We start from the raw sequence: 20,498 nt of genomic DNA, 5'->3' as shown, positions 1-20,498 counted from the left end.
ATGTGTGGTTTGATGGTTGTATTCGTTGATGCATTGTGGGCATGGTTCCCGGGTATGACAACGCAGCGAATTGCAGGTACCTTGGGCGGGATGATCGGGCACAAAATACAGATGCCGTTACATATGGCTGAGGAGCAACGATGAAGAAACACACCTTGTTAAGTTGGTGCATCTCGATTGCCATCGCGATTTCGCCGATCGTTCACGCCGCGGGCGAGGGCAGCATACAGGTGGCTAAGGCTATCGGTGAGGATTCTTCATCCTCTCCTGCAGCACCCACGCCGCCAGGAACAGAGACGGCAAAAACTCCAGATGTTCCGGCTGATTCCCAGCCAATGTCACCGGCTGCAAAACTTGGCCTTGCGATTGCCGGATTACTGGCCTTAGCGGGTGGTGGCGGTGGTGGAGGCCATCCATAAAATTTCGTCAACGGGTCATAACAGCCCGTGCAGCTTGTGACTCAATCAGTTGTCACGCTTCGACATCATGCTCTCTCATCGGCTATGTATAATCCTTAGGCTACAAACTGCTTTTCAGTTTTATAAATCGAGTTATTCTGCTATCGACCCGAGAGAGAATATTTCCTACATAAATCAATTACGAGATACCCAGTTAATTTTGGGCACTAATAAAATAAAGCGTATTTAACTGGAGGTTGGAGATCATTGATTCGCTGGTAGGATCGTTAGTTCACAAAGACCGCGATTGTTTGTTCGTCCATGCCAAAAGGTTTAGGCGGGGGCTTCTATACTGCAGCCTCTGGCAAATCATCATTTCATTTTTTTTCTTAATTTCAACTATAGTCCGTGCGGCTGAGCCAACTGTACTCGGCCAAACAGGTCTTATATACATGCCTGATGCGCGGATCGAGGAAGAGGGTACGCTGAGATTCGGTGTGAGCAGTGACGATCCTTATTTTATTCTATGGAGCAGCATAACTTATCTACCGCGGTTAGAATTATCTGCTCGTTTTACAAGAATTGATGGAATTCTTGCTTCGATAAATGATCCAGATTTCGGAAATTATGTTGACAAAGCATTTGATGCAAAAGCTGTGCTGTTTAAAGAGTCGCAGTATTTTCCGCAGCTGAGTATTGGTACTCAAGACTTTACCGGCACGCGGATATCAAAAGCGAGTTTTATTGCATTCAGCAAGCAGATCGGATCAATCGATTTTACGGCAGGTTACGGAACGGATCGAATCGATGGCGCGTTTGGAGGTTTGCGTTACAGCCCATCTTGGCTAAAACATTTCAGTTTTGTAGTTGAGCATGATGCCACTGATTATAAGAATGATTTTAACGCCAGTCTTTCCGGGGCTGATAAACGTAAAGGGGGCGCGACTTATGGCATCGAGTATAAGTACGGCTGGCTGGGCGCCAAGTTGTCACATCAGGAAGACCAATCCGCCGTTAATTTTTTTGTCGCCATCCCGCTCATGCAGAAAGAATTCATTCCCAAAGTCCATGAACCTAAACCTTATACCAAGACGGTAACACTGCCGACCCTGGAGGAATGGCGATCGGACCCTCGGCATACCCGCGAACTTGTCCAGGCGCTGGAGCGACAGGAATTCCAGAACATCAAGCTGCGCATGGACGACGGCATTGCCGAGGCAAGTCTGACCCATCCGCGGATATCCCTGATGAGCCGTGCCATCGGGCGCGCGGCCAGAACGATTTTATTGCTGACCCCGGCGGAAACGAAAACGCTCAAGATTACCTATACGCTGAACGACCTGCCGTTGTTGACGTATACCATCGATGACGTATCTCTGGTGCGGCGTTATTTCGCCGGCGAGGTTACCTGGGACGATGCGCGTAAACACATCACGGTTGAATCTACCGGGACAGCAGACTTATCCCGATTGAACACGCTGGATAAACTGCCTCGCTACGATGAAGCAGAAAACACGCCCCCGCGGAGTGCGTCCGAGGATGGAGGCGAGGTCATGCAATTTCGCCGCCAGGGCAGCTCGCTATCTGGATCGTATATCGCCCCATTCAATCTGGGTTTTTATTTCATAAATCCAAACGGCAATGCAAGCTATGACACGTACGCTTTATTCGGTCATACCCAGCATTTGGGAAATGGATTGTTTCTCGATGGAGCGGCTCGACTGCAGTTGTTTGAAAATGTCACTGACGTCATAAAGCCTTCAGCGAGTGTTTTACCTCATGTAAGAACAGATATCACTGCCTATCGGAAGGAAGGTGATGCAATAAAATTAAATTCATTGCTTCTAAACAAGTTCTTTAAGCCAGGAAGACCTGTTTATGGGCGCGTGTCGCTTGGTTACTATGAAGAAATGTTCGCCGGCACCGGGGGACAGATACTGTATCTGCCGGAACGGAGCCACTGGGCCTTTGATCTGTCAATAGACTGGCTCAAGCAGCGCGCGCCGGAAAAAAGCTTTGGGTTTCGTGATTACGATGTCGTGACGTCATTAGGGTCGTTTCATTATAGATTTCCAGGATTCGGGATAACAACCACAGCACGAATTGGCCGCTTCCTGGCCAAGGATGAGGGCGTGCGATTTGAGGTCAAACGAAGATTCCGTTCCGGCGTTGAAACCGGTATCTGGTTCACGCACACGAATGAGAATGACCTCACCCAGCCGAATCGCGCCGGCGACCTATTCCGCGACAAGGGTTTGTTCATTTCAGTTCCATTGGGTTCGATGTTGACGAAGGATACCCAGCAGCGGTCAAGTCTCGCGCTGGTGGAAGCCACCAGGGATGTCGGCCAGATGGTTACTTCACCGGGCGATCTTTACCGTATGGTAGAGCGGCCGCTGATGCTTGACAGCGGGGAACACAATCCGCTGACGGATTTCGCAAAATAGCAACATGCGTGTGGGCATGAAACTGGGGTAATTCTTGCACAGTACAACGGTAACGCCGCACATAGTTGGATTCTACTCTCTTGGCACTTAAGGTCCCTGACAAAATGAAAACCGATACCATGCTGTCAAAAATGGAGTTCCTTCTCCCTCCGGGAGGTGAGACGGGGTCGTCGCGGGTGCACTTAACGTGCATCCGCGCCGTCGAACGGGCGCGCGTAATTTTCGTGCGCCCCGGCAGGAACCAGGATGAGGGGGATATTTCCGCGGTGAGTTTAAGAATCCCCTCACCCCGGCCCTCTCCCGAAGGGAGAGGGGGTTCGTGGCGATGTACATTTTATTGGCGCTTTTAGGGATTCCGGCTTGTCATGCGTCGCAATCGGCCGGTAATATGCCTAACGCTGAGCAGACAAGCCGTTAGAATCATAAAGACACACGAGGGTAGCATGGCAATTCCGTTGTATCGCTGGGGCGCCGTACTTTTTGTTCTGCTGCTTTGGTTTCCCCCTGCGTCCTATCCCGCTGACACGGCGCCCACCAAGGAGCAAATGCAGCAGTTTCAGCAATTGCCCAAGGCTGAGCGGGAAGCAATCCTTCGGTCCTTGCAGGGCAAGACACGCGGACCGGTCGATCGAGGGTCCTCAGCCGTTCCTGATAATTCTGGTTCGCGAATAACCGAATCGAATGCAGTGTCAGTTATCGATCCGAGCCTGCTACAACCACCGCGACTCAAGGCCGGAGATACGGTTGTCATCCAATTCCAGCGTGTGTTGACCGAAGCCGTCGCCCAACCAATACCAGATAAATTTTCCCAGGAAGATCGCGACGCACAGGCTGGTATTCCGGAACAAAAACTACACGTGCTCGATCAGTTCGGCGCGGTAACGTTTGAGAAGGCCGGCCGTATCGTGCTCAAGGGTCTGAATGAAACCGAGGCCGAACAGCGCATCGCGGCGGAATCGGCGTTCAAAGGGCTGCAAGTAACGGTAAAGCGGCTGCCGGTGGAAGAGCCGCTGAAACCCTTCGGATATGATTTGTTCACGGGTGTCCCCAAAACCTTCGCACCGGGAACGGATATACCCATACCGGCGGACTATACCGTTGGGCCCGGCGATTCCGTATTGGTACAGTTGTTCGGCAAAGAGAACGCGGAACACGAGCTGGTGATCACCCGCGACGGCGAAATCCTGTTTCCCGGCATCGGACCCATATCGGTAGCGGGTCTCACCTTCGCGCAACTGGAGCGGCAGGTTCAAAACCGGGTCCAGAAGCAATTGATTGGGATGAAGGCCTCCGTGACGCTGGGCCGGTTGCGGTCAATTCGGGTATTTGTGCTGGGCGACGCGGAGCGGCCCGGATCGTATATCGTCAGCGGGTTGTCTACGTTGACCAATGCTCTGTTTACCAGTGGCGGCATCAAGCGCATCGGGAGTCTCCGCGATATCCAGCTCAAGCGTAAAGGCAAGACGATCTCGAGCATGGATCTTTACGATTTATTGCTGCGCGGCGATAACAGCGCGGATGCGCGGTTGCAATCGGGCGATGTCATTTTCATTCCGCCCATCGGCAAAACCGCCGGAATCGCCGGCCGGGTCCGACGCCCCGCGATATATGAGTTGAAGGACGAAAAAACCATCGGCGACTTGATTGCGATGGCGGGGGGCCTGGCGCCCGATGCGTATCTGCAAAACGTGAAAGTGGAGCGAATCCTCGAGAATCGCGAGCGCACCCTGATCGGAGTCGATCTGGCGCAGGAAGCAGCAAGAAATACCGCGCTGCGCGACGGCGATATCGTGAAAATATATTCATCGCTCGAGCAACTGAAAGACGTCGTCAAACTGGCGGGACAGGTGCAACGCCCGGGCGTCTATCCATGGAAGCCGGACATGCGCCTCACGCATGTTATTCTCTCGGTATCCGACCTGCAGCCTCAGGCCGACGCCCGATATCTGCTGATTAAACGTGAAGCTGCGCTTGACCATACCATCACGTTTCTCGATACGGACTTGATTGCCGCCTTGAATAATCCGAATGGCGCGGCCGATGTTCTGCTTCAACCTCGGGACGAGATTCATGCGTTCGACATACGCGCCAAACGCGAAGCGCTGATCAAACCGCTGCTCGAACAGGCCAGGGCGCGCTCCGCGCCGGATAATCCGGTGCGCGAAGTCGTTATCGAAGGCACGGTGCATCATCCGGGCCGGTACCCCTTGTCATCCGGCATGAAAGTCAGCGATTTGTTGCGCGCCGCCGGCGGACTCACGGACCGCGCCTATACCATGGAAGCTGAACTGACGCGCTTCACCGTCATTGACGGCAAGGAACGGGAATCGTCGCGAGAAAATGTGGATGTCGCGGCAGTGATGAAAGCCGACGCGCAAAAAGACATGGTGCTGAGGACGCACGATCAACTGATCATCCGCCGGATCCCGAAGTGGGACGAAGAAGGCGCGATTGAAATTGTCGGTGAAGTGAAATTTCCCGGTAAATACCCCATCGCCCGCAATGAGAAATTAAGCGATGTGCTCAGGCGCGCCGGCGGGATCACGGATCAGGCCTATCCCGATGGCGCGCTCTTTGTCCGTGAGTCGGTACGCGAACGCGAACAGGAACATCTCGAACGACTCGCAAGCCAGTTGGAGCGCGATCTCGCGCTCCTCAGTGTGCAGGAAACAAGTGCCAGCGTTAAAAAAGAGGAGATTCTGGCGCAGGGCAAAGCCCTGCTGCGGCAAATACGGGCAACCAGGGCTGCGGGTCGCACGGTAATCAAGCTAAATGACTTGTTGCAAGGTCGCGAAAATTTCGATGTGACCGTCCAGAAGGGTGACAAGCTCTTTATTCCCCAACGGCCCCAAGAAGTCACCGTGCTGGGTGAAGTTTACCATCCCACGTCGCATCTGTTCGATGCAAAGCTTAGCGTCACTGACTACGTGCGGCTGAGTGGCGGAGTGACGGAACGGGGCAAGCGGAGCGCCACGTATGTGGTGCGTGCCGACGGATCGGTCAGCCCCCCCACCGGATGGTTCAGCCGCAACGCGGAACTGGGACCCGGCGATACCATTGTCGTGCCGTTGAAGGTTGACCGGGTGAGCGGCCTCAAGCTTTTCGGTGAAATCACAACCATACTATTCCAATTGGCGGTCACGGTGGCTGCGTTGGATGCAGCCGGTGTATTTTAAAGAATGATGCTTACTCTTTCTTGGGCTAAATAATGTTAGGGAACCTCTGATTTATTCAAAAATGTAGGGTGCGCCCTGCGCACCGATCGACAAAATGGTGCATGGGACGCACCCTACATCGGATTATTCAGGGTTTCCTTAGAAGAAAATCCGGCACGGATTCTTTGCATTTCTCCGAAGGGGAGTTTATGACAACGCGACCAAAAGTGCTTTTCATAGGTCTGGATGCGGCCGATCCCGCGCTGCTCGCGCAGGGTTGCGATGCCGGCTGGTTGCCGGTGTTGCAAGGCTTGCGGAGCAAGGGCGCGTGGACGCGGGTGCGAGGGCCACGCGGTTTTGGCGATGGAGCGATATGGCCAAGTCTCTTTACCGGCGTCAATCCCGGCCGGCACGGCCGTTACTTTTACCGACAAATCAAGCTCGGCACTTACAATATTGAAGACTTCGCGGAAGATGTGGAATTTGGACACAAGCCTTTTTGGGAATTTCTAAGTCAGGCCGGTCACCGGGTTGCGACTATAGATATGGTAAAGGCCCCGCTCTTGAAAGACATCGAAGGTATTCAAATCGTTGATTGGAATGTGCACAGCCGGAAATGGCCAACACGAAGCTCGCCTGCCTCATTAGCGTCAGAAATCATCGCTCGTTATGGTTCCGATCCCTTTAATGGCGAAACCGATACCTACAAGCAACGAACCGCCGAGGAATATAAGTCGTTCCGCGACGCCATGGTCGCTCGCGTGCACGCCAAGGCGACGCTTTGCGAGCGTTACCTAAAGCAAGACTCGTGGGATTTGTTTATGGTGGCGTTTGGCGATGCCCATGATATCGGCCATCAGTGCTGGCACCAACATGACCCGGGCCACGCCCTATACGATGCTCAATGGGTCCAACGTTACGGAGACCCGGTGAAGGACGTTTATATCGCGCTCGACAGCGCAATCGGCAGGCTGCTTGACTGTATTGGGCCGCAGACGATGACCGTCGTGTTCGCCGGCCCGGGCATGGGCCCTAATTACTCCGGCAACTTTCTTTTCGACCAAATACTGCGCCGGATCGATGGACGGCCGGACCGAGACAGGAACCTTGTTCCCCACGCCATTGTGAGCCGGCTGCGACCGGCGGTGCTCCAAAAGCTCGGCCAACGCATTAATCATGCAAAGTCAGTGTACAGCATCGGCCGGCGCAAATACTTTGAGATTCCACATAACGAGACTGCTGGCGGAGTTCGGATCAATGTCATTGGACGCGAGCCGGCGGGATGCGTGAAGCCGGGAGCGGATTATGAGACCGTATGTAAATCGCTCACCAAGGATCTACTGGATCTGGTAAACGCCGACACCGGAGGTCCCGTTGTCAAAGAAGTAGTCCGCGTTGCCGACGAGTGTCACGGCCATCGCCTTGATACGCTTCCGGACCTTCTAGCGGTCTGGGCGCGCGAGGCCCCCATCCGGGCGGTTACTTCTCCCAAGATCGGCCTCGTCACCGGAACCCGTATTATCGGCGCACGCACGGGAGACCATAACCCGGATTGCGTGCTCTACGCCCATGGACCCCGCGTGACGCGGCGCGGGATGATTAACCCCATGGCGGTCGAGGACATCGCGCCGACGATTACGTCATTGCTCGAATTCACGCTTCCCGACTGCGATGGCGTTCCCATCTCATTCGATATGGCAAATTAAAGAGGCCGGTAGCGACACATCGGGCGAAGATTTCAAGATGTAGGACAAAGAAGTTCGTCAGGTCACGCGGAACGAGCGTACCGGGTTGGTCGGCCATTCGAGCACCGGCATTCGGCGGATTGCGGCGTTAAGCATCGCGGCGCCGGTAGAATGGTGCGACAAGCAGGCATCGGCGATGTAGAATTAGTGAAGGAGGCTAGCCATGTTAAATTGTATTACCTTCGACCCCAACATCATGGGCGGGCGGGCCTGCATTCGTGGTATGCGTATACCCGTTTCGGTGATCGTGCGTCAAATCGCCCACGGGGCATCGTTCGAGGAGATCCTCGAGGGTTACCCCGACCTCACACGCGAGGATATCCAGCAAGCGATCGAATACGCTGCCTGGCTCACGGAAGAACAAGTGCGCGCGCCTTGAATGCCGCCGCTACGATTTCTCGTTGATGCCGATGTGGACATCACACGGTCACCGGCCAGAAAACTCTCCAGATGTGTAGACGGTACACGGACGCGTGGGCCGATGATCTGGCGATTTGGTTCGCATAGACAGTGAGACTTCCAAACGGCGAGCACGCGGTAGTTGATCTTTCCAAGCTGCGGAACTACTGTTTGAACAAAGAACACCCGGAGGGAAGGCACAAAGCGCGGCTATTTCTTGCCGCGCTCGGGTTGACCGCCGCGGAGGCGGAAGACCTTAAGGAGGCCTTGCTTGGCGCCGCCCGTTCGGGCAATGCGATCCCGGGGCAAAGCGACGAGCATGGTCAGCGATTCGTGGTGGATTTTGCCATGCGTCGTGGCCATCAGGAAGCGCGGATTCGCTCCGCCTGGATAATCCGGCGCGGCGAAGACTTCCCGCGCGTGACGAGCTGTTTCGTTTTGTGAGGATCTAGTCATGAAGCTCTTGGATGTGGTGGCATTGACAAAGGACATGCCAGAAAGGCATCTCCAATGCGGTCAAGTAGGAACGATTGTCGAGACGCTTGGTCCCGACGTATTCGAGGTGGAGTTTGCCGATTTGGAGGGGCGGACGTATGCGTCTCTTGCCGTGCCGGAAGACAAGCTGATGATTCTCCATCACGGACCGGTCGAGGAGGCCGCCTGAGCGTTCGCACCCACTTCCTGGACCTGCGCGTTCCGAGGAAGAACTTTGTGGTGTCGAGGTGATCGGCGAACCGTTTCGACTCGTCGCGTGAAATGATGCGATCTCGTTCGACACTTCGAAACTCACGGTTGTCGCTTGCTACGCGAAGTCGCGAAACGTTCGGTCTGCTTCAACGCGGCGATGCAAAAAAGGCGTCGAGTGTGCCGCGCTAACGCGAAATCAACGAGTTTCTCGTGCGCGAGATCTGTAAGAATCTCGAAATTCCAATGGTGGACTCCTAAACAGTGACCAAGCAGCAACCGCCATCCCAGACTCCGCCGCCGTATCCCGGCTATCCACCTCCCTACGTGGTCTACCCGCCGGAAGAGCCGATCAACTGGAGCGAATACTGGCGAGTGCTCGTCAAGCACCGCAAGCTGATCGGCATTATCACCGCCGCCAGCACCCTCACTGCGCTGCTGATCGCCTTCCTGTTGCCCCCGGTCTACCGGGCGGAAGTGCTGTTGGCGCCGGTGACGCAAGACAAAAGCGAGGGCCTCAGCGCTATAGCCAGCCAATACGGGGACCTGGCGGCACTGGCCGGCATCAACGTGGGTCCCAGCAAGGACAAGACTGCCGAGTACATTGCTGCCTTCAAGTCCCGGGTGTTGTCGGTGGCCTATATAAAGGAAGCAAACCTGATGCCCGTCCTGTTCGCGAGCAAGTGGGATGACGCGAAGAAACAGTGGAAAGACAGCGCTGACGCGCCAACCGAGTGGAAGGCGTTCGAACTCTGGGACAAGGATATCCGCCGGGTCAATCTGGACAAGCGAACGGGGTTGGTGACACTGATCGTCGAATGGACAGACCCGGCTCTCGCCGCGAAGTGGGCTAACGATTTCACCAGGCACGTGAACACCCGGCTTCGGACGGAAGCGATTGAGGATGCCGAGAAGAGTATTGCTTATTTGGGAAAACAGTTGCCAACGACAACTTCGGTGGAAGTTCAGCAAGCTATTTATCGCCTCATCGAGACACAGACGAAGAAGAAGATGGTCGCTAGCACACGTGAAGAATATGCATTTAAAGTAATCGATGCGGCAGTTATTCCTGAGAGAAAAATTAGACCAAAACGGATACTAATGATCGTGATGGGCTTCCTGATTGGTTTGATGTTTGCGGTGTCTGTTGTGCTTATTCGTAACGCTAAAGGCAGGCGCGGGGTGCAAACGGATCCTCCGCTGCGGTAGGCCATTACAGATCTAAAAATTGATCAATTCCGATGTTGTTTCGACATAGTGCACTTTATCTTCTGGCACGTGGATTCCCAGCAGTTATCAATTTACTGGCGATAGCGCTCTATACCCGGTTGCTGGGCACAGACGAATATGGGCAGTACGCAATAGTCATCGCTGCTGTAAGCTTGTTGAACGCTGTGTTTTTCTCGTGGCTCATTTTGGGTGTGGAACGCTTTCTTCCCGCACATAGCGGTAGCAACCAGGAACTGTTTGAGGCAGTTGCTCATGTCTTCCTCTGGTTGGTGGGGCTTACGGCAATACTTGGCGGCGTCCTTGTCCTGTATTTTCGGCAGGACCAAACTCTGCGCTGGCTGATTGGACTGGGAGTTGTCATGCTTTGGGTGCAGGCATGGTTTGAGCTGAACCTTGCCGTGGCTAGAAGCAAATTCGCCCCGCTTCGTTACGGGGCGATCTCCGCACTTAAGGCGGGTATAGCCCTCGGTTTGGGAACGATTCTGATCGCTCTTGGTTATGGGACGACTGGCGCCTTGCTGGGGTTGTTGGCAGGTTTGTTTTTGGCATCAGTGAGTTTTGGATGGGGCGAGTGGATTGGCGTGCGCCTGAGGCGAGTGGACCGCAGAGTGCTCCTGAACCTGGGCAGTTATGGCTTTCCGCTCACGATACTGTTCTTTCTTAACTTCCTGGTGAGCAGTTCGGACCGGTTTCTCTTGGGATATCTTATGAGCGTTGGCGCGGCCGGTGTGTACGCAGCCGGTTACGATCTGGCTCAGCAGTCCGTCGGGTTATTAATGTCGGTCGTAAACCTGGCGGCGTCCCCTTTGATTGTCCGGGCGATGGAAGACGGCGGTGCAGATGCAGCTCGGGAGCGGCTGAGAAAGAGCGCGTTTCTGTTGCTCGGCATCGCGGTTCCGGCTGTTACCGGTTTGTGCATGTTGTCCGACAATATTGGCAATGTCATTCTCGGGAAAGCCTTTAGCAAGGACGCGTCTCTGGTTATTCCGTTGATTGCGGTTGCAGTATTACTTTCTGGAATCAAATCGTTTTATGTCGATCTGGGGTTTCAGTTGGCGCGCGCCACTCACAGACTGCTGTGGAGTGTGATGGGTGCGGCACTGGCAAATATTCTGTTAAACCTGTGGTGGATTCCATTGTTTGGGCTTGTTGGCGCCGCTTACGCGACAATAGCCGCGTTTGCCGTAGGACTAGGCGCAAGCATGTTACTGGTAAGGAAAGTTTTTGTCGTGCCAATGCCTCCGAGGGACACCTACAAGCTCCTGCTGGCGTCAGCCGTGATGGCGCTGAGTCTCTGGCCCATCATTTCGTTCCGGGGTCCAATAGCTTTGGTCATGCAAGTTATCTGTGGTGCAACCGTGTACATCTTTTTCCTTTGGTTGCTGAACGCCGGAGGATTTCGGAAGAAGGTCGGCGCCTTTGTGGAAAGAAAGTGGAAATATGCGTGAAGAAGAATCCCACTACACCTTCACGGTATTCACGCCAACCTTCAATAGAGGCTACACCTTGCCGTACGTATATCGGAGTCTGCAGGCGCAGACGCTTCGAGATTTTGAATGGCTCGTTGTTGATGATGGCTCGACCGACGATACTTCCGATCTTGTGAGCGCCTGGCAGACGGAGGCAGGATTTCCTATCCGCTATATCTATCAGGAAAATCGGGGAAAGCATGTGGCCTTCAACTGCGGCGTGCGAGAAGCCCGTGGAAAGCTGTTTTTCATCATTGATTCGGACGACAGTTGCGTGCCGAAGACGCTGGAACGATTCAACTATCATTGGGCATCAATTCCCGAGGAACAGAAACAAGAGTATTCAACTGTCACTGCGCTTTGTATGAATGAAGACGGCAGTATCCTGGGAAAGTATTTTCCTGCGGATGTATTGGATATAGCGCGACTCGATATACAGATAAAATATCGCTCGCTCGCAGAGCGATGTGGCGTAAATCAGACCGCACTGTTGAGGCAATGCCCGTTCCCCGAGATCGAGGGTGAACGTTTTATATCGGAAGGCATTGTATGGAATCGTTTGTCGCAGAGGTATAAAACGCGGTTTGTCAACGAAATGTTGGTGCGCAAAAAATGGCATACTGATGGTCTTAGTGCCTCCTCTGTAGCAATACGAGCAAGAAATCCTAAAGGTGCAAGGTTGTATTATGCTGAGTACTCCTCATTACCGGTACCCACTGCATGGAAGATCAAGGCACTGATCAACTACATTCGTTTCTCGTTTCATGCGGGACTAGGCGGAAGAGCCTTGGCGGCTGGTGCGAGTCGTACTTCCCTCATTCTAATGTTGCTGCCGCTGGGCTATCTCGCCTACAAGCTCGATCAGCGACGGCTAACCGGTGTTTAGCAACAGATGACGCATAAGCCATGCGAGGAGGAGGTAGTTTGATCTATGTCGTAGTCCTTGCGCTCGCGATGCTGCTGGCGCTGAATTATTACTGGAACCGGTCACTACTTGCGCCTGCGGCATTGTATGCGGCGGTATGGTGCGCAAGTGTGGCCGGGTTGATGTTTTCGGGTGATACCCTGTATCCGGTGTCAGACCAGACGTTGTTTCTGTATCTCCTTGGGGCGGTGGCGTTTACGCTGGGTGCCATCTTTACCGACGTGTGCATCCCGATAGTTGCTAAGAGGTCGCTGGCAAACTTGGGCATCAGACGTCCATTCTTCTATTTCGTTCTGGATATCGTTTTGGCGGTCGCCTTGCTCGGATTACCAATGTATTTGAAAGAGGCTGCTGGTGAATTAGATATGGGTAATCCGGCTTATTACTTTGCTACTATGCGTCAGGCGGTGGTTGAGGCGAGTGGACAGGTAAGAACGTTCAGTGTGGTACGTAATCTGAGTATCGTTTCACTACTCCTTGCCATGGCGATGCATTATGAGAATAACGGTACGGGCGCGCGACGGTGGCGGGCCTATCTCGCGATTGGCATCGCCCTGATCTACGGTGTGGCCGAGGGAACGAAGGGAAATGCCGTTGTCCTGGTTGTGATGCTACTGTTCATCTCCTGGGTAAAGACCGGCCGGATCAATCCCAAGCAGCTTATTGTCGGTGGGACATCGGTGCTCGCTTTCTTTTCTGTCGGGCTTCTCTTGGTCAACTACGCGTATATGGATACGGGAGGGCTCGTCGAGTCCGCGCGTTTTCTGCTGCCTGTCATACAGAACTATTGGCTGGGTGGGTTGGTTGCCTTTGACCGGATCATGCTCGACCCCGGCAGTATCGAGGCCGTGCAGAGTGTTAACCGATTCTTTCTCGAGACCGCAAACAGTGTTGGCGCAAGCTTTCCTGTTCCCTCGCTGCATGCCGAGTTTACAGACATCTCGGCCACGATGGACACCAATGTCTACACGATCTACTACACTTATTTTCTCGATTTCGGCTGGTTTGGGACTGTTCTCTGCCTAGCTGTTTTGGGGGGCATCCTAACCTGGGTCTTCAGATTGGCGCGGCGCGGGCTGCCTGTCGCCGTAATGCTGTACGCCATCGCCGCAGCAGGTATTGTACTCAGCTTTCACGCTGAGCATTTTCTTCTCGCGCTCAATTTCATTCTAAAGACGATTATCTTCTTTTCCTTTTTGTATCTGGTTGTAGCCAGGACGGCGCCGGTCAGGTCAAGTGCAGGCAGGCCAATTAATGCTTAAATGCATCGCGTTAACCGGTGGAAAGAATGTCCCGGGTGCTCGCTTCAGGGTCCGGCAATACGTCAATGCCGTTCGCCCACTAGGAGTGGAGATAAAGGAAGCATGCTCCCCAATGGGTGTGTATCCACCACCCCTGCGCATGGTGCGTCCGCTCTGGGGCATGCTGTCGGTGATGGCCCGCGTACCAGATGTCCTGAGATCGTATGCGTACGATGTGACATTGCTACAACGAGAAATGCTTTCTACCTTCGTAACGCTAGAGTCTTTAACTCATCAGCCCAGGGTGCTGGATGTAGACGATGCGATTTGGCTGCACCGGCGCGGTGGTTATACGAAACAGTTAGCCACTATCTGTGATGCCGTGATATGTGGTAACTCGTTTCTGGCTGACCAGTTCGGGCAGTGGAACAAGAAGATTACGATCATACCTACTGCGGTGGACACAGATCGGTTTCGCCCTGCGTTGAGTGTACAGAAGGAGTTGCTGATCGGTTGGATCGGAACGAGCAGTAACTTCAAATATCTATATATGATCGAATCAGCCTTGCGTGAGGTTCTAGATCGGGTGCCTCATGTTCGACTGCGTATCATTGCGGATAAGGCACCGGTTTTTGAGCAGATACCCTTAGGGCGAGCCGAATTTCTCCGCTGGGCTCCGGAGATAGAGATCAAGGGTATACAGGAGATGGCTGTTGGAATAATGCCCATAGATGATTCGATGTGGGCCCGCGGCAAGTGTAGCTACAAGATGCTACTTTACATGGCTTGCGGCATTCCGGTTGTGGTATCGCCGGTCGGTATGAACAAAGAAATTCTGGATATCGATAAGGTCGGATTGGGTGCCGTCGGCGAGCGCGAATGGGTAGATTCGCTGGTTTTGTTACTGGAGAGCGAGTCCATTAGACGTGAGATGGGACAAAGCGCAAGGTGCGTGGCAGTGGAGCACTTCTCCATCCAGGTACTTGCACCGAAGTTGGCGAACACGCTGCTCGTGGCCGCAGGTCGCGGGCGGTGATCAAGATCTGCTTTTTGATAACAGGCCTTAACACCGGGGGCGCTGAAACGATGCTATACAGGCTCGCTTCGGGACTGGATCGGTCACGATTCGACGTAAAGGTTGTGTCCCTGACCGGACATGGGTTATTCGGTGCGCGTCTTGAGCAGAAGGGAGTTAGGGTGGTCTCTCTTGGTATGCGATCTGGCCCGATGAGTCTGCTTGGACTATGGCGACTTGTCTCGATGTTGCGTGCAGAGCGCCCCGACATCCTTCAGACATGGCTATACCATGCGGATTTTGTCGGCCTCATCGCGGGGTGGCTTGCGGGTGTACGAACTCTTGCTTGGAATGTGCGGTGTACGGCGCTGAATACTGCGTATAGACCTTGGATTACCTACGCTATATCGCGGCTACTCGCTAGACTCTCTCGCCTGCCGAATGTCGTCATCACCAACTCAAGAGCAGGACAAGTCACCCACGAGCAAATTGGTTACAGTCCTAAGCGCTGGGAGTATATCCCAAACGGCATAGATACTGACGAATTTCGCCCAAGTAGCGAGTCTCGTTTGGCACTGCGGGACGAGTTAGGAGTGGCGCACAATACTCCGTTAATCGGACTTGTGGCGCGCTACCATATCGTGAAGGATCACGATACGTTTCTGCGGGCAGCTTCTTTACTGAGATCACACAAACCGGATTTACACTATGTGCTCGCTGGAAGCGGTATTAATCGAGCCAACACGCCCCTCAACGAATTGATCAATGATCTAGATTTGCAAACGCATATTCACCTTCTTGGTGAGCGCGGCGACATCTCCCAAATTATGGCAGCATTAAATATCTATGTTTCCACATCTTCCGCCTATGAGGCATTTCCAAATGTCGTGGCCGAAGCAATGGCGTGCGGCGTGCCCTGCGTGGTTACCGATGTTGGTGATTCGGCAGAAATTGTAGGCAGAACTGGCATAGTGGTTAAACCGGGAAATGCGGAAGCCATTGCAAACGCTTGTATAGAACTGTTGGAACTTCCGGCGGATCAACGGGCCGCAATAAGGACGGCGGCGCGGGATCGAATTGGTTCTTTGTTTTCTCTGGCTACTATTACTCATAAATACGAACGGCTTTACAATGATCTGGCAAAGCGGCAGCGTTGTTACGATTTCATGTCTTAAACATCAATTATGTGCGGTTTTGCTGGTTTTGTAGCAACAGGATCTGCGACTGGGGCTGAAAACCTAGGCGCTGTCGCGTCCCGGATGGTTGGGATGATGGTTCATCGCGGGCCGGATGATGCCGGCGTGTGGCAGGATGCGGATGCAGGCATCGCCCTAGGACACAGGCGCTTGGCCATTGTTGATCTTTCTGTGCATGGCCACCAGCCGATGGTATCGGCCTGTGGCCGTTACGTCATTGCGTACAACGGCGAGATCTACAACTTTCCGAATCTGCGGCAGGAGCTGGAAACGAATGGCGGTGCGGTAGCATGGCGGGGTCATTCCGATACTGAGGTGATGCTTGCTGCCATTACGCAATGGGGACTAGTAGCGGCAGTCAAGCGTTTCGTGGGTATGTTTGCTTTTGCCCTGTGGGATCGCGAGGAGCGGATACTTCACCTGGTCCGTGATCGAATGGGAGAGAAACCTCTCTATTACGGATGGATGAGCAAAACCTTTCTATTTGGTTCGGAACTCAAAGCGCTTCGCGCCTATCCAGGGTGGCGGGGTGAAATAGACCGCAATGCGCTGGCGCTTTTCATGCGACATGACTACATACCGGCGCCACACTCCATCTACGAGGGAGTTAGCAAGCTGCTGCCGGGAACAATCCTGAGCCTGTCGAGGGATCCTGTCAGGGATGCCAAGGAGTCGTGTAGACCTGTCGCCTACTGGTCCGTTAGAGATGTCGCCGGACGAGGGATGGGTAATCGGTACGGTGGGAGCAGTACAGAGGCAGTGAATGAATTGGAGACTTTGCTCAAAGATTCTGTAAAACAACAGATGGTGGCAGACGTTCCTTTGGGTGCCTTTCTCTCCGGCGGGGTTGATTCCTCCACGGTGGTGGCGCTGATGCAGGCGCAAAGCAGCCGACCTGTAAAAACGTTCACAATTGGTTTTGAAGAAGAAGGTTACGATGAGGCAATGTATGCTAATGCAGTGGCCCACCATTTGGGCACAGAGCATACCGAGCTGTATGTTACGCCGGATCAGGCAATGTCCGTGATCCCGGATCTTCCGCAGATGTATGACGAGCCGTTTGCCGACTCATCACAAATTCCAACTTTCCTGCTTTCTAGTCTGGCGCGGCGGTATGTTACAGTGAGTCTGTCAGGTGACGGCGGTGATGAGTTGTTAGCCGGTTACAACCGCTACTTTTGGGGTCGCAAGATTTGGAAAACGGTCGGCTGGATGCCCAGGGGCTTGCGGCGGGTGACGGCGGATATTCTGCGCACTGTGACACCCGAAAAATGGGACTCTTTCTTTCAAAGAATTCCCCCTATAACGGCAAATGTCGGCCAGCCTCGTCAGCCCGGGGACAAGTTGCATAAGTTGGGGGATATCCTGACGATGGACGGACCCGAAGCGATGTATCTCGGTCTGGTCTCACATTGGAAAAACCCATCGTCGCTGGTCATCAAGGGAAACGAACCTCTAACAGTCCTAACTGATCCTGGTCAGTGGCCGAGTTTTCCAGAGTTCACTGAGCACATGATGTACTGGGACATGGTTACGTATTTGCCGGATGATATATTAGTCAAAGTCGATCGCGCAGCCATGGCGGTGAGCCTCGAAACTCGCATGCCGTTCCTGGATCATCGGCTCTTGGAGTTCGGGTGGCGCCTACCGCTTTCCATGAAGATTTGTAACGGCCAGGGGAAATGGTTGCTGCGGCAGGTGCTTTATCGATATATACCAAAGGAACTTGTAGAACGCCCAAAGGCCGGATTCGGTGTTCCCATTGATGCATGGTTGCGAGATCCACTAAAAGAATGGGCAGAATCGTTGCTCGACGAGCAAAGGCTACGTCAGGAAGGATTCTTCAATCAAGGTGCCATCAGGGAGAAATGGACCGAGCATCTGTCAGGTCGGCGAAACTGGCAATACCATCTCTGGAACGTGCTCATGTTTCAGGCATGGCTGGAAGTGCAGAAAGGTCCAGGCTGAATGAACCGATGAAAGTATTGTTCTTTGCCAATACCGATTGGTACTTATATAACTTTCGCCTGTTGCTTGCAACCGCGCTACGCGCGAATGGTTTTGAAGTCGTGTTTGTCTCTCCTCCCGGAAGTTATTCACAGCGACTGGTTGAAGCTGGATTTCGCTGGATCTCCTTGCCCATGAAGCGCCATGGCCTTAATCCGCTGATGGAGTTGATTAACCTGATACGGCTGATACGGGTCTACCGGCGCGAACAGCCGACGCTGGTCCATCACTTTACCATCAAATGCGTGCTTTATGGCTCTATCGCGGCCCGCGCAACCGGCGTAAGAGCTGTCATCAATGCTATTACAGGATTGGGCTTTGTCTTTATCGATGAAGGAAGGAAGGCGAGAATACTGCGGTGGTTAGTACGACCCGTTTACCGAATCGTATTACGGAATACACATGTGATATTCCAAAATACAGATGATCGACAAAAATATGCAGAGGAGAACCTGTTGTCTGGCGACAAGGGAAGGTTGATCCGTGGGTCCGGTATCGATGTTTCGCAGTTTAAACCCTCGCCGCAGGACAAAACGGGTCCGAAGCGAGTCCTGTTTGTGGGGAGACTACTTCGAGCTAAGGGTGTCGCAGAGTATGTGGAGGCAGCCTCTCTTGTGCGCAAAGCGATACCAAACGTTCTGTTCCAAATTGCCGGCGACAAAGATACAGAAAACCCAGATAAGATTGAAGACAACTTCATGCTCGCCTGGAACCAAGCCAAGAACGTGGAATTCCTGGGTCATCGTGATGAAATGTACAACTTGTTGAATCAGGTCGATTTGGTAGTTCTTCCAAGTTATCGCGAAGGAGTGTCACGTGCACTTATCGAAGCGGCTGCATGTGGTTTACCACTTGTAGCGAGCGATGTGCCAGGCTGTCGTGAGATTGTCAAGCATGGCGTAAACGGGGTTCTCGTCCCGATCAAGAATAGCCATGCTCTGGCGGATGCGATTATGATGCTGCTACGCGATGACCAACTGCGAGACAGAATGGGGAAGATATCGAGAAAGATTGCTTGCGAGGAGTTCTCCGATAAGCGGGTAATTTCAGAAACGCTAGATGTCTATCGGTTGGCGGGTCTGCCTGTTGAAGCGGGCACGATGAGAGCTGACCACAATGTTGGTGAACCGCGGGTGCTGCCATGAGAGTGATTATGTCGGTAACGATTGCGATGCTGGTGAGTGCTGCGCTGGTGTAGTTAACGAGACCACTGGTAACACGTATCGGGCTCGTAGATTCACCCGGTGTACGCAAGCAGCACAGTGGGAACGTCGCGATCAGCGGTTGCGCAGGGCAAATGGCCAGTGTTGGCAGACCACTTGCAACACCTTACGAACAATGAGAACCTGTGTGCGGAAATGGGACGCAACGCCAGGGAGAGGTTTGAGCGGATATATGACAAACCGCTCGCAATGAAGACATGGAAGGAGCTCCTGCGTGCCCTGTGATGAGATAATAAGGTATGAATTACTTTCTGGCGGGTGGTGTGGCGATCGGCGTGAGTTGTCTGCTTCTGTGGCTGCTTCGGCCGCTGGCGCTTCGTATCGGGCTGGTTGATCAACCGGGCGAGCGCAAGCAACACTGTGGGAACGTCGCGCTCATCGGCGGTATCGCGATGTTCTGCGGACTGATTTTCTCCGTGCTCATGCTGGATGCATCGCTCGCCGGCTATCGTTCGTACTTTGCGGCGGCGACGCTGCTCATCATTGTCGGTATCCTCGACGATTTTCACGAACTGCCCACCTGGTCGCGATTTACCGCGCAGTTCGTCGCGGCGTTGATCATGACGGTAGGCGGCGGAGTTGTGGTGACCGATCTGGGCGCCATTACGGGCGGTGGTATTATTGAACTCGGTCCCTGGGCCATTCCCTTCACGATCTTTGCGACGATAGGAGTCATTAACGCGTGGAACATGTCCGACGGCCTCGATGGACTGGCCGGTGGTCTGGCCTTGGCGGCTTTTTTATTGCTCGGTATTGTCGCCATGGCGGCAGGAAGGAATACGGAAGGGCAACTGCTGTTCCTGTTGGCGGCCGTAGTCGGCACATTCCTGCTGTTCAACATGCGCTTTCCGAGTCGCAAACAGGCGCTCGTATTCATGGGCGATGCCGGGAGTATGTTCCTTGGTTTTACGTTGGCGTGGTTCGCGATCACCTTGTCGCAGGGGGAGAGCCGCGCCATGACGCCGGTGACCGCTTTGTGGATTTTGGCGGTGCCGGTGATCGATGCCGTAAGTATCCTGGTGCGTCGGCTGTATGCCAAGCGCCCGCCGTTCACCGCGGCGACAGATCATATGCACCATATATTGTCGGCCTTAGGGTGCGGTGTTAATACAACTGTCGGCATTATTGCGGGTACGGCAATCGCGCTGGGTGTACTGGGACTTTTCGGGCTATACAGCGGATTGTCTGAACAACTCCTTTTCTCCGGATTCTTGGGTTTGTTCGTCGCGTATCTTTGGGCGACCGCGCGGGTCGCGAGAGCCGGTAACGCCGTGGCGCCCGAACGCAAGATTGAGTATCCGAATAAAAACAAGCCGGCCACGCTGGATACCAGGATTTAAAGGATCTCCTCTAAGCGGCGTATA

16 protein-coding genes are annotated in these 20,498 nt (G+C 53.7%); all 16 read left to right on the top strand.

Annotated features, from left to right (window positions below; all coding sequences use genetic code 11):
- The first annotated feature begins 140 nt into the window (after positions 1–140).
- A complete protein-coding gene (locus tag WD823_RS00910) occupies positions 141–419 on the top strand; it encodes a hypothetical protein (RefSeq protein WP_368427591.1) in 279 nt (92 codons plus the stop codon).
- A gap of 236 nt (positions 420–655) precedes the next feature.
- Positions 656–2,845: a YjbH domain-containing protein gene (locus tag WD823_RS00905; protein ID WP_368427590.1), complete on the top strand. Its 2,190-nt coding sequence runs from the start codon at positions 656–658 to the stop codon at positions 2,843–2,845.
- A 443-nt stretch (positions 2,846–3,288) separates the two neighbouring features.
- On the top strand, positions 3,289–6,021 hold the full coding sequence (locus WD823_RS00900; protein ID WP_368427589.1) for an SLBB domain-containing protein: 2,733 nt from the start codon (positions 3,289–3,291) through the stop codon (positions 6,019–6,021).
- Positions 6,022–6,209: 188 nt separating this feature from the next.
- A complete protein-coding gene (locus WD823_RS00895) occupies positions 6,210–7,706 on the top strand; it encodes an alkaline phosphatase family protein (RefSeq protein WP_368427588.1) in 1,497 nt (498 codons plus the stop codon).
- Between the two features lie 202 nt (positions 7,707–7,908).
- Positions 7,909–8,124, top strand: a complete 216-nt coding sequence (locus WD823_RS00890) for a DUF433 domain-containing protein (protein ID WP_368427587.1) — start codon at positions 7,909–7,911, stop codon at positions 8,122–8,124.
- A gap of 131 nt (positions 8,125–8,255) precedes the next feature.
- Positions 8,256–8,588, top strand: coding sequence for a DUF6883 domain-containing protein (locus WD823_RS00885; protein ID WP_368427586.1), 333 nt, complete (start codon positions 8,256–8,258; stop codon positions 8,586–8,588).
- 10 nt (positions 8,589–8,598) lie between these two features.
- Entirely contained in the window at positions 8,599–8,808 is a 210-nt protein-coding gene (locus WD823_RS00880) for a DUF4926 domain-containing protein (protein ID WP_368427585.1), read from the top strand.
- A 284-nt stretch (positions 8,809–9,092) separates the two neighbouring features.
- A complete protein-coding gene (locus WD823_RS00875; RefSeq protein ID WP_368427584.1) occupies positions 9,093–10,037 on the top strand; it encodes a GNVR domain-containing protein in 945 nt (314 codons plus the stop codon).
- Between the two features lie 32 nt (positions 10,038–10,069).
- On the top strand, positions 10,070–11,506 hold the full coding sequence (locus WD823_RS00870) for a polysaccharide biosynthesis C-terminal domain-containing protein (RefSeq protein WP_368427583.1): 1,437 nt from the start codon (positions 10,070–10,072) through the stop codon (positions 11,504–11,506).
- Positions 11,499–12,413: a glycosyltransferase family A protein gene (locus WD823_RS00865; RefSeq protein ID WP_368427582.1), complete on the top strand. Its 915-nt coding sequence runs from the start codon at positions 11,499–11,501 to the stop codon at positions 12,411–12,413. Before WD823_RS00870 ends, WD823_RS00865 begins: the two co-directional genes overlap by 8 nt.
- 38 nt (positions 12,414–12,451) lie before the next feature.
- Positions 12,452–13,714 (top strand): O-antigen polymerase, encoded by a 1,263-nt coding sequence (locus WD823_RS00860; protein ID WP_368427581.1) that lies wholly within the window; start codon positions 12,452–12,454, stop codon positions 13,712–13,714.
- 112 nt (positions 13,715–13,826) lie between these two features.
- Positions 13,827–14,729 (top strand): glycosyltransferase family 4 protein, encoded by a 903-nt coding sequence (locus WD823_RS00855; protein ID WP_368427580.1) that lies wholly within the window; start codon positions 13,827–13,829, stop codon positions 14,727–14,729.
- A complete protein-coding gene (locus WD823_RS00850) occupies positions 14,642–15,883 on the top strand; it encodes a glycosyltransferase family 4 protein (RefSeq protein ID WP_368427579.1) in 1,242 nt (413 codons plus the stop codon). The genes WD823_RS00855 and WD823_RS00850 overlap by 88 nt, the downstream gene beginning before the upstream one ends.
- 9 nt (positions 15,884–15,892) lie before the next feature.
- Positions 15,893–17,872, top strand: a complete 1,980-nt coding sequence (asnB, locus tag WD823_RS00845) for an asparagine synthase (glutamine-hydrolyzing) (protein ID WP_368427578.1) — start codon at positions 15,893–15,895, stop codon at positions 17,870–17,872.
- 8 nt (positions 17,873–17,880) lie between these two features.
- Positions 17,881–19,056, top strand: a complete 1,176-nt coding sequence (locus tag WD823_RS00840; RefSeq protein WP_368427577.1) for a glycosyltransferase family 4 protein — start codon at positions 17,881–17,883, stop codon at positions 19,054–19,056.
- Between the two features lie 317 nt (positions 19,057–19,373).
- A complete protein-coding gene (locus tag WD823_RS00835; RefSeq protein WP_368427576.1) occupies positions 19,374–20,474 on the top strand; it encodes an MraY family glycosyltransferase in 1,101 nt (366 codons plus the stop codon).
- The last annotated feature ends 24 nt before the right edge of the window (positions 20,475–20,498 follow it).

The organism is Sulfuricaulis sp. (assembly GCF_040901545.1).
In the GTDB taxonomy this organism is placed as follows: Bacteria; Pseudomonadota; Gammaproteobacteria; order Acidiferrobacterales; family Sulfurifustaceae; genus Sulfuricaulis.
The sequence above is the reverse complement of the archived record's forward strand: the minus strand, read 5'-3'. Positions and strand labels throughout refer to the sequence as shown.